We start from the raw sequence: 13115 nt of genomic DNA, 5'->3' as shown, positions 1-13115 counted from the left end.
TGACATGCGAACCATTCTCAGATAAAGACGGCCCCATGACTGATATCATTGCTCCGGCCCCGGCCGTTTCCAAGGCGCGCGGCGCCTTCATGGTCGAAACCGTGACCTGGGTTCAGCATTGGACCGACGAGCTGTTCTCGTTCCGCACCACCCGCGACCCCGGCCTGCGCTTCTCCTCGGGCCAGTTCGTGATGGTCGGCCTGGAAGTCGACGGCAAGCCGCTGGTGCGCGCCTATTCGATCGCCAGCCCGTCGTGGCATGACGAGCTCGAGTTCTATTCGATCAAGGTCGCCGACGGCCCGCTGACCTCGCGTCTGCAGAAGATCAAGGTCGGCGACGAGGTCCTGATCGGCAAGAAGCCGACCGGCACCCTGGTGCTCGACGGCCTCAAGCCCGGCAAGCGGCTCTACATGGTCGGCACCGGCACCGGCCTGGCCCCCTGGCTGTCGCTGGCCCGCGACCCGGAGGTCTACGACCGCTTCGACGAGGTGATCGTCACCCACACCGTGCGCAACGTCTCCGACCTGAACTACGCCGAGCTGTTCGAAAAGGATCTGCGCGAGGACGAGATCCTCAGCGAGGTGATCGGCGACAAGCTGCGCTACTATCCGACCGTGACGCGCGAGCCGTTCCGCACAAAGGGCCGGATCACCGACCTGATCACCTCGGGCAAGATCTTCGAGGACCTCGGCGTCCCGCCGCTGGACCCGGCCGTCGACCGCCTGATGCTCTGCGGCGGCCCCTCGGTGCTGGCCGACCTCAAGACCATCCTGGTCGAGCGCGGTTACGAAGAGGGCTCGCTGGCCTCGCCGGGCGACTTCGTGCTGGAAAAGGCCTTCGTCGAGACCTGAGGCGGTCCGTCGAACAGGCTCAGCTGGTCCTCGCCGCGTTCGACCAGCTGCGCCTGCATCGTGCAGACCAGCCCGCTGGGCGCATAGCTCATCGTCGCCGAACCGCGCAGATCGCCGCGCAGGCCGCGCTCGATCAGCCGCGTGCCGAACCCTTTGCGGGTGGGCGGCGAGACTTCAGGCCCGCCGCTCTCGGCCCAGGTCACCGCCAGCTCGCGCGTGTCGGCGTCCAGCCTCCAGGTCAGGTCCACGCGGCCTGCCGGAACCGACAGCGCCCCGTACTTGACGGCGTTGGTCGCCAGTTCGTGCAGGATCAGCGCCATCGACAGCGCTGCGCCCGGCGCCAGCCACGCCTTGGTCCCGTCGATGCGGATCTGGCCGGTGCTCGTGCCGGCAAAGGGCCCAAGCGCCCGTTCGGTCACGTCGCGTAGTTCCGCGCCGTACCAGCGCTCGCGGGTCAGCACGTCATGCGCCTGCGACAGACCCAGCAGCCGCGCCTCCAGTTTTTCGTAGACCACGTCCGGGTCGCCTTCGCCGCGCATGGTCTGCGAGGCCATCGACTGCACCGTCGCCAGGGTGTTCTTCACCCGGTGGTTCAGCTCGTTGATCATCAGCCGCAGCTGGTCCTGATAGCGCTTCTGCTCCGCCTCGGCCTCCTTGCGCGCGCCGATGTCGTCGATGATCGAGATGAAATAGTCCGGCTCGCCGGCGCCGTTGCGCACCAGGGCCACGGTCAGGTTGTTCCAGACCACCTGTCCGCCGTTGGCGATGTACCGCTTCTCCATCGAATAGGTCTCGATGGAGCCGGCCAGCAGCGCCTCGGACATGGCGATGTTGTTGTTCAGGTCGTCGGGATGGGTGATCTCCTGGAACGACATGGTCTTCAGCTCGTCGCGGCTGTAGCGCAGCATCGCGCAGAAGCGGTCGTTGACCTCCAGCAGCCGGCCGTCGGGCGAGACCCGTGCAACCCCCATCGCCGCCTGATTGAACACCGCGCGATAGCGGGCCTCCGCCGCCTCCAGCCGCACGCGGGCCTCGACGTTGGGCGTCACGAACTCGGTGTAGAGCACCAGTCCGCCGATCTCCCCCTCGTCGGTGCGCCAGGGCTTCAGCGACCAGCGAACCCAGTCCAGCTGCCCATCGGGGCGCAGGAAGGGGTCGGCCTCATGGCTCAGCTCGGCGCCGTCCTGCAGGGCGTGCGCGTGAATGTCGCGCCAGCGCTGCGGGATGTCGGGAAACACGTCGTAGTGCAGCTGCCCGACCAGCGGCAGGTCGCCCGGCAGGCCCTGCTCGGTCAGGAACCGGCTGGAAGCCGCCAGATAGCGCATCTCACGATCGAAAATGGCGATGCCCAGCGGCGCCTGGTTGAGCGCGGTGAGCACGCCCGAGTGGGTGGACACCTGCAACGCCGATCTCGCCTCGCCGACCACGTTCGCCGTTTTCGCCTGAAAGATCGCCGCGGCCGGAGCCGCCAGGATTCGACCTGCAGAATTCAACCTACAGGATACATCCTGCACAATCGGGTCAAGGGGCCTCTGGTTCCCCGGCGGTGGGCGCGCGGGCCGGGCCCGCCGTCCGGTCCAGGCTCGCCACAACCTCCAGTATGAAGTCTGCGCGGGCCTCGACCGTGCCGGGCGGCGGCTCGACCGGACGGTAGCCCAGTATGATCAGCCGCCGCTTGATCGCCTTGTGGGTCGTCAGACATTCCTCGAAGCTCTGCTTGCGCTCGTCGTCCTGGGTGTAGATCTCGCGCCACGGCGGGGGCGTGAAGACCGTGGCGTTGTAGCGGTGCGTTCGCGCCGCCGCTTCCATCCAAGGCTCGGCCTGCGCGTCGATCAGGCTGTCCAGGATGCCGCGGTCAAAGAACACCTGCTCCTGCACGTCGGCCATGGCCTCGAAGATGGCGATGTCCTCGCGGCAGGCGCGCGCCAGATAGGCCCGCTGGTCCAGCCAGGGCAGGGCGGTCCCGCCGCTGGCCGCCTGCTCGCGGATGATACGCCTGTGGGTCTCCTCGACCACCCGCTCGCCGCGACGGCGCAGTTCCTCGATCAGCGCGGTCTTTCCGACGCCGGGGCCGCCGGTCAGCAGGAAGAAGTTGGGCTTGTTCATCATCGTGTCGGGGCTCCCTGGGGGGAATGGCGGCGGTCTCGGGGGAACACCCGATGGTCAGTGCAGGGGGCGGAGCACAAGCTTGCGCTCGTCCGTGGGGGGCATTCAGCACAAACCCCAGGGAGGAGCCCTCGATGTCGCTCAACGAGTACAAGCCCGGTCAGGCCTTTCCAGGCGTCATCGGCCGAACCTTCGACGTTTCCAAGCCTGCCTGGCCGGCGCCGAACCGCGCCCGGGAAGGCGCGCCGAACGTGCTGTTCATCGTGCTCGACGACACGGGCTTTGGCCATCTCGGCTGCTACGGCAGCCCGATCGAGACGCCTCACCTCAACGCGCTGGCCGCCGACGGCCTGCTCTACAACAGCATGCACACGACCGCGCTGTGTTCGCCGTCGCGTTCCTGCATGCTGACCGGCCGCAACCACCACTCGAACGGCATGGCCTGCATCACCGAAGGCTCGACGGGCTATCCGGGCGGCAACGGCTACATTCCGTTCGAAAACGGAATGCTCTCCGAGATCCTGCAGCAGCACGGCTACAACACCTACGCCCTTGGCAAGTGGCACCTGACGCCGGCCGAGGCTTCCTCCGCCGCCGGCCCCTATGACCGCTGGCCGCTGGGCCGCGGCTTCGAGCGCTACTACGGCTTCCTGGGCGGCGACACCCATCAGTACTATCCCGAACTCGTTCGCGACAATTCGCAGACTGAGCCGGAGAAGACCCCGGAAGAAGGCTACCACCTGACCCCCGACCTCGTGGAAAAGGCCAAGGCGATGATCGCCGACGCCAAGCAGGTGGCGCCGAACAAGCCGTTCTTCATGTACTTCTGCACCGGCGCCATGCACGCCCCGCACCACGTCCCAAAGGAGTGGGCGGACAAGTACAAGGGCCAGTTCGACGATGGCTGGGACGCCTACCGCGAGAAGGTGTTCGCCAACCAGAAGAAGAGCGGGATCATCCCGCCCGACACGCAGCTATCGCGCCATGATCCGGACGTGCAGGACTGGAGCAAGCTCCCGGCCGACGAGCGCAGGCTCTATGCCCGGATGATGGAGGTGTTCGCCGGCTTCCTGGAGCACACCGACCACTACATCGGCGAGCTGATCGCCTTCCTCAAGGAACTGGGCGAGTACGAGAACACCCTGATCATGGTGATCTCCGACAACGGCGCGAGCGCCGAGGGCGGTCCGCACGGCTCGGTCAACGAAGGCAAGTTCTTCAACAACGTCGCCGACGACCTGCAGCAGAACCTCGCCGCCATCGACGACCTGGGCGGGCCGAAGTACTTCAATCACTATCCCTGGGGCTGGACCCACGCCGGCAACACGCCGTTTCGGCGCTGGAAGCGCGAGACCTATCGCGGCGGCACCTGCGATCCGTTCCTCATCACCTGGCCCAAGGGCATCAAGGCCAGGGGCGAGATCCGCAGCCAGTACTGCCACGCCATCGACATGGTCCCGACCGTCCTCGACGCGCTTGGCATCGAGGCGCCGACCGCGATCCGCGGCGTCACCCAGTCACCTTTGGAAGGCTTCAGCCTGAAGTCGTCCTTCGACGACGCCAAGGCCGGCGGCCTGCACATCACCCAGTACTTCGAGATGTTCGGCCACCGCTCGCTCTATCACGACGGCTGGCGGGCTGTGTGCCCGTGGCCCGGTACGTCCTTCGCCGAGTCCGGCCTCCAGTTCGGCGCGCCGATCGACTATGACAAGCTCATCGAGCTCGATGCTCATGGGTGGGAATTGTACAATATCGACAAGGACTTCGCCGAGACGGACAACCTCGCCGACAAGGAGAGGGAGCGCCTCATCGCGATGATCGGCATGTGGTACGTCGAGGCTGGGAAGTACGACGTCCTGCCGATCGACAGCCGCGGCACCTTGCGCTTCGCCGACGAGCGGCCGCAGATCGCCGTCGATCGCAAGAAGTACGTCTACTATCCCGGCACCCAGGTGGTCAGCCTCAACGCCGCCCCGCGCCTTGTGAATGTCGCCCACGCCGTGTCGGCCGATGTCACGGTGCCGGCCGAAGGCGGCGACGGCGTGCTGCTCTCGATGGGCGGCAACGACGGCGGCTATGTCTTCTACGTCGAGCGCGGAAAGCTCACCTATGGCTACAACTACGTGGCCGACCAGCGGTTCAAGATCCAGTCCGACACCGACGTTCCGGCTGGCGAGCACGTGCTCAGCTTCGAGTTCACCCCGACCGGGAAGCCGGATATCGCCAACGGCAAGGGCGTGCCGGCCGACATCAAGCTGTTCGTCGACGGCAAGCAGGTCGGCTCAGGCAAACTGCCGGTGACCATCCCACTGTCGCTTGGCCTGTCGGCCGGCGTCTGTGTCGGGGCGGACGCCGGAGCGCCTGTGATGGAGGACTACACGCCCCCATACAGGTTCAACGGGCGCGTGAAGAAGGTGCTGATCGACATCTCGGGCGAGCCGTTCGAGGACAAGGAGGCGCAGGTTCAGGCCTACCTCGCCCAGGCTATGGCGCGGCAGTAGTCGGCGGTCCCGGGCTGGTCGGCTTCAGTCGACCAGCTCGGGCGCCTCGATCTCGTCTGGCACGTCGCACATCAGCGAGGCGATGAACTCGCCGTTCGGCCGATAGACCTTGCGAAAGCGCCCCGCGTCCCAGCCGCACTGATGGCAGGCGCAGACACCGCCGCGGTGGCAGCTTGGCGTCAATTCCTTCAGGCGCACGCTGTGGCCGTCCCCCGCGGGGCGGATGTTGGTGACGGTGTAGAGCGCCCCGAGGTCGGGCATGATCTGGCTCTCGGGGCGGCTGGGCGTGTCGTCGATGCACTCGACGATGTCGCCCGCACTGATCTCGGACAAGGTTGTACTGGCCTTCAGCAGTCGCCGCGCGCGCAAGGGCGCGCCCGGCGGTAGGGACACTGAAAAAGCATGATCCAACAGTGTGGGAGACCAGGCTATGCGGCCTGTCGCCGCCCTTTGCGGGCGCTTAGGCGGGCGGGCAGCCCTTGAACACGCCGACCTTGGCGACGGAAAGCTTGGCGAGGTTCAGCGCCATGAGCGGGCGCATCGATGACGAGCCGTGGCCCGTGTACAGGTCGATCTTCTCGCCCTTGATCGCGCCGCCGGTGTCGGATGCGTACCAGACGCCGTCGTGTTTGGAGCCGTCGGGCATCGGCAGGCCTACGGTTTCCTTGATGAACAGGCGCGTGCGGCGCGGGATGAGCTTGGTGTCGACGGCCACGGTGCGCATCGCGACGACCTTGCAGCCGAGCGAGTCCAGCGAGCCCACGCCCTTGGCGCCGGCGTGGTAGAGCGTGGCCTTCATCCGGAAGTCGGGCGTCCCCGGCAGCGCGCCGGTCAGGGCCGACACAATCAGGTCTCCGAGCGGATCGGATTGAGGCGCGGCTTGTGCGCTTTGTGACAGCCCAAAGAAGAAGGGGAGGGCGGCAAGGGCGGCGAGGCGACGTCGCATGACGGCGGCTCCTTCGTCGTTGTTCTTGGCAGCGGTGGTCTTCCTACCCGGAATCCGGGCGGCGGATCAACCCCACGTGAACCGGGGGCCCTCGCGACAAATCGACACGAGCGCTTTCAGCGCAGGCCGCGGAAGGCTATCAAACCGTTGCGAAGCAAGGGGTTGAGGCATGCGCATCTTCGGCGATTCCATCTCGGGCAACTGCCTCAAGGTGAAGTGGGTGGCCGACTATCTTGGCCGTAAATACGAGTGGATCGAGACCGATATCCTGCGCGGCGAGTCGCGCACGGCGCAGTTTCTCGCGCTCAATCCGGCCGGCCAGGTGCCTGCGGTCATTCTCGAAGACGGCCGTCCCCTGGCCCAGTCCAACGCCATCATCACCCACCTGGCCGAAGGCTCCGATCTCGTGCCGGCTGACGCCTACGACCGCGCCCGGATGTTCGAATGGATGTTCTGGGAGCAGTACAGCCATGAGCCCTATGTCGCCGTGGCCCGTTTCCAGGTGCGCTACACCGGCAAGGCGGTGTCCGACCTCGAAGCCCGCCTCGTCGAGCGGGGGAACGGCGCGTTGCAGCGTCTTGAGGACGCTCTGGCGGCCTCGCCGTTCCTGGTCGGCGAACGCCTCAGCCTGGCCGATGTGGCGCTCGTCGCCTACACCCGCGTCGCGCACGAAGGCGGCTTCGATCTGGGGCGATACCCGCGCGTGCAAGCGTGGGTGAAGCGGGTAGAGGCCGCGCTCAAGATCGCCTAAACGGGAGCGCATGAAAGCTCCGCTGCTCGCCGCCGTCGCCGCGCTCTCGCTCCTGCCCGCCCAGGCCCTGGCCTGGGGCGCGATGGGGCACAGGATGGTCGGGGAGGCGGCTGCCCAGGCGCTGCCCGCCGAGGTCCCGGCCTTCCTGCGCACGCCCGCCGCGGTGCGCGACATCGGCGAACTCTCGCGCGAGCAGGACCGCTCCAAGGGCGCGGGCCGCATCCACGACCATAACCGCGACGCGGGACACTTCCTTGACCTCGACGAGGAGGGCAAGCTGCTCGGCGGCCCGGCCTTCAAGCCGCTGCCGCCGACCCGCGCGGAGTACGAGAAGGGCCTGCAGGCCGCCGGCCTCGACAGCTGGAAGGCGGGCTACCTGCCGTACTCGATCGTCGATCGTCACCAGCAGCTGGCCAAGGACTTCGGCTATTGGCGGGTGCTGACCTACATGGCTGGGCGCGAGAAGAACCCGGTCCGCAAGGCCTGGTACAAGCGCGACCTGGTGCGGCGCGAGGCGCAGATCCTGCAGACCATCGGCGATCTCTCGCACTTCGTCGGCGACGGCGCCCAGCCGCTGCACGTCACCGTGCACTACAACGGCTGGGGCGAGTATCCGAACCCGCAGGGCTACACCACGGCCCGCATCCATGGCCCGTTCGAGAGCGAGTTCGTTTTCGCGAACGTCAAACCTGCCGATGTGACGATGAAGATGGCGCCGCCGAAGTCGTGCGACTGTCCGATCGAAAAGCGGACGGTGGATTATCTAATGGAAACAAGCACCCAGGTGATCCCGTTCTATGAACTGGAGAAGGCCGGCGGCTTGGCGCGGGGCGACCGCCGGGGCGTGGACTTCGCCGCCGCCCGCCTGGCCGTGGGCGCTTCGGAGTTGCGCGACATGATCGTCTCGGCCTGGCGGGCCAGCGACAAGGTGACGGTGGGCTGGCCGGTTCTGCGGGTGGACGACGTGCTCGCCGGCAAGGCCGACCCCTACGACTCCTTGTACGGCAAGGACTGACCGGTGCGCGCCGTGCCTCAGTTCGGCGAGCGCAGGGCGGGGCGGACCTATGCCGACCGTCCGGCGGCGTTCGGGATCCTCGAGCGCGACGGGCAGGTTGCTGTGGTTCGGATCGAGAAACCTGACGGTGCGGTGTGGGTGGATCTGCCCGGCGGCGGCGTCGATCCCGGCGAAACGCCCGAGCAGGGCGTGGTCCGCGAGTTCGGCGAGGAGGCTGGCCTGAAGGTGGCGGTGCGGGCCTCGTTCGCCCTGGCCGACCAGTTCTTCGTCAACACCGAGGGCGAGGCCTGGAACAACCGCAGCGCCTTCTTCACCCTCGACCTTGAGGCCGACGACGCCTCATTGAAAATCGAGCAAGATCATACGCTTATTTGGCTTTCGCCGCTGGAGGCGATCGCTTGCCTGCGGCATGACTCGCACGCTTGGGCGCTGGCCGCCTGGTTGAGGCTCTAGCCGGCCGTCCGGCTGCTGACGCCGTGGGCTCCCGCCGCATTGCGCGGCGCAGGCTGAACGGGTAGTGCCTGCGCCAGTTCCGGACCAGGAGAGCGCATGTCCCAAGCCCAGATCATCGACGGCAAGGTCACGGCCGAGCGCTTGCGCGCCGAGGTGGCGAAAGAGGTTGCGGCGCTGAAGGCGCAGCACGGGCTGCAGCCCGGCCTCGCCGTGGTGCTGGTCGGCGAGGACCCCGCCAGCCAGGTCTATGTCCGCTCCAAGGGCGAGCACTCCAAGGCCGCCGGAATGCACTCGGTGACCCATCGCCTGCCGGCCGACGTCAGCGAGGACGAGCTTCTGGGCCTAGTGCGCCAGCTGAACGCCGACCCGGCGATCCACGGCATCCTCGTGCAGCTGCCGCTGCCCAAGGGCCTGGACGAGAAGGCGATCATCGAGACCATTGATCCGAACAAGGACGTCGATGGCCTGCATGTCGTCAACGCCGGCCGTCTGGCTCAGGGGCTGCCTTCGCTGGTTCCCTGCACGCCGCTGGGCTGCATGACCATGCTCCGCGAGACTCTGGGCGACCTCAGCGGCAAGCGCGCGGTCGTCATCGGCCGCTCGGTGCTGGTCGGCAAGCCGGTGGCGCAACTGCTGCTGCAGGCCGACTGCACGGTGACCGTCGCCCACTCGCGCACCCAGGACCTTGCCGCGGTCTGCCGCGAGGCCGACATTCTGGTCGCCGCGGTCGGCCGGCCGCAGATGGTCAAGGCCGACTGGATCAAGCCGGGCGCCACCGTGATCGATGTAGGCATCAACCGCGTGCCGTTCCGTGATCCGGTCAAGGCCGCCGAGGGCAAGACCAAGCTGGTCGGCGATGTCGCCTACAAGGAAGCGCTGGCCGTGGCCGGGCACATCACCCCGGTTCCGGGCGGGGTCGGCCTGATGACCGTGGCCTGCCTGCTGCAGAACACGGTCACCGCGGCCAAGCGTATCGCCGGCGTGGCCTAGACGCCCTTGTTGTTGGTCCAGGCGACCAGTTCGCCCAGGGCCTGGCCGACCGCCTCGTCATAGGCCGCGACGATCGCCGACACACGGTTGTCGCGGGCCCGCACGCGGGCCTCGAAGTGCCTAGAACCGGCCAGGGCGCGATCGGCGCCGATCAGCGTGGCCCGCAGCGACACCACGATCTCCGGCGCGGCCCTGGCGCCCTGATCGTACGTGGTCTCGAACTGCGTGACGTCCACGCGCAGAACGTAGTCGGCCTTGCTGAAATCGCCGCGGGTCAGCAGCCGGGCAGGGCCGGTGTCGGCGTCGAACGCCCGCGACAGCGCCTCGTTGAACAGCACTGAGGCCGGGGAGACCCAGCGCGAGTCGGCGAGATAGGCCGCGCGGCTGTCGGTAAGGGTCAGGATGCGGTCGTTGGCGGCGGCCTGGACGAAGGAGCCGCCGAGGCGCGCGACCGTGAACTGCGTCGCCGTCGACGCTGCAGCGGGCCGGACATTCCCGTCGAAGCGATAGAGCTGTGCCGGCTTTTCGTCGGGCAGCAGGGTGATGCAGCCGGCGAGAGCGACGGCCACGGCGGTCACGCCGAGGGCGGAGAGGGTGCGCTTCAGGGCGTTCATGGCTTGACCTTGACCTCCTGGGCCGGGGACTTGCCGACCAGGCCGCGGGGATTGGCTTCGATGTCGCGGATCAGCCGGTCCAGGGAGTCCGCGGTCTGTTGCAGCGACTGGATGGCCGAGGTGAGCTGCGGCAAGCCGTTGGTCGCAAAGTCGTTGGTCGGGCCGTCGAGGCGTCCGACCATGGTGCGGATATCCTTGGCGGCGATCTGGGCTTCCTGGGCGGCGCCGGCCAGGTTGGTCAGGGTGCGCTTGCCTTCGCCGTCGACCAGGTCTTGGCTGGACTTGCTGAGCGCAGTGATCTGGACAGCGGCCGCGTCGATGTTTTGCAGGGCCTTTTGGGCGTCGAGGATCAGTTCCTTGCGATCACGCAACTCGGCGGTGACGGCCTGCGTGTCCGCTATGGCCGCGCTGACCGTCTTGATGTTCTCGTCGGACAGCACCTTGTTGACGCGGTCCAGCGCCTCGACCGTGCGGGTCAGGACGGTGCCGCCGCCTTCCAACAGGTCCGACAATGCGCTCCGCTGGGTTCGCAGCTTGGGCACCTTGCCTGGATCGACCGTGTCCTTCAGCAGGCGCTTGGCCGGCGTGCCTGCGGTGATCTGGACGTAGTTGATGCCGGTGATGCCCTGGGGTTCCAGGGTCGCGAAGGAATCCACCCGGATCGGCACGTCCGACGTGACCCGGGCGCGGGCGATGACGCGATTGGGGTCGGCTGCGTCGAGCTGGATCTTCGTCACCTCGCCGACCTTGATGCCGTTGAAGTGGACTTCGCCGCCCTGGCTCAGCCCGCGGACCGGTCCCTGGAAGATGATGTCGTACACGTCGTAGTCCTGCGCGAAGCTGAGCCGCGCCAGCCAGACCACGAAGATCAGCAGGCCCGTCACCAGCAGCAGGGTCGAAAAGCCCACCAGGGCGTAGTTGGCGTCTTTTTCCATCAGGCTGGGTTCCCGGCTCTGTAGGCCGCCGCGGCCGCAGCACGGCCGCGCGGCCCAAGGAAGTACTCTTGGATCCACGGATGTTGTGAACGCTCAAGCTCTTTGACCGGCGCCACCTCGATCACGTGTTTGTCGGCCAGGACGGCGACCCGGTCGGTGATCGTGTAGAGCGTGTCGAGGTCGTGCGTAATCATGAAGACGGTCAGATCCAGGCTGTCGGACAGATCGCGGATCAGTTCATCGAACGCCCCGGCTCCGATCGGATCCAGGCCCGCGGTCGGCTCGTCCAGGAACAGCAGTTCCGGATCGAGGGCGAGCGCCCTGGCCAGACCGGCGCGCTTGCGCATCCCACCGGACAGTTCGGCCGGCTTCAGGTCGCCCGCGCCGGCGCGAAGGCCGACCAGGGCGATCTTCAGGTCGGCCAGCTCATGCACGACGTGTCGGGGCAGCTTGGTGTGCTCATACATCGGCGCGGCGACGTTCTCGCGCACGGTGAGGTTGGAGAACAGCGCCCCCTGCTGGAACAGCACGCCCCAACTGCGTTCGATTTCCGACCACCGGCGGCGGCTGCTGCGCTGGATGTCCTGCCCCAGGACCTTGACCGTCCCGGCGTCCGGCCGGCGCAGGCCGATGATGGTGTTGAGCAGCACCGACTTGCCGGTGCCTGACCCGCCGACCACGCCAAGGACCTCGCCGCGCTTGACGGTCAGGTCGAGGTTGTCGTGCACGACATGATCGCCGAATTGCGAGCGCAAGCCGCGCACCTCAATCGCCGGACCGTCGTCATCGAGCAGGGATTGCTCTTGCGCCATCTAGACCCCGATCTGCATGTAGATCAGCGCGAAAATGGCGTCGATCAGGATGATCGCAAAGATGGCGTGGACCACCGCTGCGGTGACGCGGCGGCCCAGCGATTCCACATCGCCGCCGACTTCCATGCCCTGGCGGCAGCCGATACCGGCGATCACCGCGGCCATGATCGGCGCCTTCGACAGGCCGATCCAGAAGTGGGTCGGGCCGACATTGTCGAGGATGCGCTGCAAGAAGAAGGAAGGCCCCAGGTCCAGCACCGTCCAGGTGACCAGCAGACCGCCCATCAGGCCGGCGATGGTGGCCACGAAGGTCAGAAGCGGGATGATCGCAAGCAGCGCGGCGAAACGCGGGAAGACCAGGGCCTCGAACGGATCGACGCCGAGCACTTTCATCGCATCGACTTCCTGGTTCATCTTCATCGAGCCGATCTCGGCGGCGAAGGCCGAGGCCGAGCGGCCGGCCAGCAGGATCGCCGTGATCAGGATGTTGAACTCCCGGAAGACCGCGATGCCGATCAGCTCGACCGCGAACACTTCCGCACCGAACTGACGCAGCATGTTGGCGCCCAGCAGGCCGACCACCGCACCGATGAAGAAGGACGTCAGGGTGACGATGGGAATGGCGTCCAGGCCGGCCCGCTCGGCCAGCGACACGCACGACGCCCAGCGGATCCTGCCGGGATTGATCATCGTCCGGCCGACCACGACCAGCAGGTGGCCGACGAAGACCATCGTCTCGAAAATTTCGGTGCCGAGGTTGAACACGCCCCGACCGGTGCGGATCGCCAGCTCGTAGAAGCCGCGCGGCTCCTGGCGCTTGGCCGGCTTTTCGCGTGCTGCGGCGGCCACCAGATCCAGCAGTCGCCGGGTTTCCGGCCGCGCCTCGATGCGCTCGGCGGCAGGGTGGTCGCTGACGGCGCGCAGGATGCCGTAGGCGCCTGCCGTGTCCAGCCTGCGGACGGTCGTAAGGTCCAGGGCCCAAAGGTCTTCGGCGCGCACCGCTTCGCCCAGACGCTTCACCGCGTCGCCGGCCGCCGTCGCCGTCCAGTCGCCCGAAAGCACGGCCAAACGGCCGCTCTCGGTGTCCATCAAGCTGAAGTCGGCGGGGCGTTCCATGGGCTCGGGTTCAGGGCCTCAACAG

At 67.3% G+C, this 13115-nt stretch carries 14 protein-coding genes; 6 read left to right on the top strand and 8 right to left on the bottom strand.

Annotated features, from left to right (window positions below; all coding sequences use genetic code 11):
* Positions 1–35 precede the first annotated feature (35 nt).
* Positions 36–851: a ferredoxin--NADP reductase gene (locus ASC79_RS04740; protein WP_056020404.1), complete on the top strand. Its 816-nt coding sequence runs from the start codon at positions 36–38 to the stop codon at positions 849–851.
* On the opposite strand, the gene ASC79_RS04735 is transcribed toward ASC79_RS04740, so the two are convergent.
* Positions 785–2248 carry a sensor histidine kinase gene (locus ASC79_RS04735; protein ID WP_235528748.1) on the bottom strand — a complete coding sequence of 488 codons (1464 nt, stop codon included), beginning with the start codon at positions 2246–2248 and terminating at the stop codon, positions 785–787. The two genes, ASC79_RS04740 and ASC79_RS04735, sit on opposite strands and share 67 nt — an antisense overlap.
* A 124-nt stretch (positions 2249–2372) precedes the next feature.
* Positions 2373–2960 carry an AAA family ATPase gene (locus tag ASC79_RS04730; RefSeq protein ID WP_056020400.1) on the bottom strand — a complete coding sequence of 196 codons (588 nt, stop codon included), beginning with the start codon at positions 2958–2960 and terminating at the stop codon, positions 2373–2375.
* A 131-nt stretch (positions 2961–3091) separates the two neighbouring features.
* On the opposite strand from ASC79_RS04730, the gene ASC79_RS04725 reads away from it, so the two are divergent.
* The gene (locus tag ASC79_RS04725; RefSeq protein WP_056020397.1) at positions 3092–5458 is read left to right on the top strand and encodes an arylsulfatase; all 2367 of its coding nucleotides are present in this window, start codon (positions 3092–3094) and stop codon (positions 5456–5458) included.
* A gap of 24 nt (positions 5459–5482) precedes the next feature.
* Here the strand turns inward: ASC79_RS04725 and ASC79_RS04720 are convergent, their stop codons facing one another.
* Together ASC79_RS04720 and ASC79_RS04715 are read right to left on the bottom strand one after the other, a co-directional pair.
* Positions 5483–5791 (bottom strand): hypothetical protein, encoded by a 309-nt coding sequence (locus tag ASC79_RS04720; protein ID WP_056020394.1) that lies wholly within the window; start codon positions 5789–5791, stop codon positions 5483–5485.
* A gap of 127 nt (positions 5792–5918) precedes the next feature.
* Complete coding sequence (locus ASC79_RS04715; protein ID WP_056020391.1) at positions 5919–6404, bottom strand: 3D domain-containing protein; 486 nt, start codon at positions 6402–6404, stop codon at positions 5919–5921.
* 169 nt (positions 6405–6573) lie between these two features.
* Between ASC79_RS04715 and ASC79_RS04710 the strand changes: the two genes are divergently transcribed.
* The 4 genes from ASC79_RS04710 (at position 6574) to folD (ending at position 9613) form a co-directional block, all read left to right on the top strand.
* Entirely contained in the window at positions 6574–7155 is a 582-nt protein-coding gene (locus ASC79_RS04710) for a glutathione S-transferase family protein (RefSeq protein WP_056020389.1), read from the top strand.
* 10 nt (positions 7156–7165) lie between these two features.
* Positions 7166–8170: a hypothetical protein gene (locus ASC79_RS04705; protein WP_056020386.1), complete on the top strand. Its 1005-nt coding sequence runs from the start codon at positions 7166–7168 to the stop codon at positions 8168–8170.
* Between the two features lie 3 nt (positions 8171–8173).
* A complete protein-coding gene (locus ASC79_RS04700) occupies positions 8174–8623 on the top strand; it encodes an NUDIX domain-containing protein (RefSeq protein ID WP_235528739.1) in 450 nt (149 codons plus the stop codon).
* Positions 8624–8719: 96 nt separating this feature from the next.
* The gene (gene folD / locus ASC79_RS04695) at positions 8720–9613 is read left to right on the top strand and encodes a bifunctional methylenetetrahydrofolate dehydrogenase/methenyltetrahydrofolate cyclohydrolase FolD (RefSeq protein ID WP_056020383.1); all 894 of its coding nucleotides are present in this window, start codon (positions 8720–8722) and stop codon (positions 9611–9613) included.
* Here the strand turns inward: folD and ASC79_RS04690 are convergent.
* The 4 genes from ASC79_RS04690 to ASC79_RS04675 are packed head-to-tail and all read right to left on the bottom strand — an operon-like array spanning position 9610 to position 13090.
* Positions 9610–10227: an ABC-type transport auxiliary lipoprotein family protein gene (locus ASC79_RS04690; protein WP_056020380.1), complete on the bottom strand. Its 618-nt coding sequence runs from the start codon at positions 10225–10227 to the stop codon at positions 9610–9612. The genes folD and ASC79_RS04690 overlap by 4 nt on opposite strands.
* Positions 10224–11162 (bottom strand): MlaD family protein, encoded by a 939-nt coding sequence (locus ASC79_RS04685; protein WP_056020377.1) that lies wholly within the window; start codon positions 11160–11162, stop codon positions 10224–10226. Before ASC79_RS04685 ends, ASC79_RS04690 begins: the two co-directional genes overlap by 4 nt.
* On the bottom strand, positions 11162–11974 hold the full coding sequence (locus tag ASC79_RS04680; protein WP_056020374.1) for an ABC transporter ATP-binding protein: 813 nt from the start codon (positions 11972–11974) through the stop codon (positions 11162–11164). The genes ASC79_RS04685 and ASC79_RS04680 overlap by 1 nt, the downstream gene beginning before the upstream one ends.
* A complete protein-coding gene (locus ASC79_RS04675; protein ID WP_056020371.1) occupies positions 11975–13090 on the bottom strand; it encodes an ABC transporter permease in 1116 nt (371 codons plus the stop codon).
* Positions 13091–13115 lie beyond the last annotated feature (25 nt).

The sequence above is a fragment of the Phenylobacterium sp. Root1290 genome (assembly GCF_001425305.1).
Lineage (GTDB): Bacteria > Pseudomonadota > Alphaproteobacteria > Caulobacterales > Caulobacteraceae > Phenylobacterium.
Note: the sequence above shows the minus strand (reverse complement) of the source record. Positions and strands in the feature narration are given on the sequence as shown.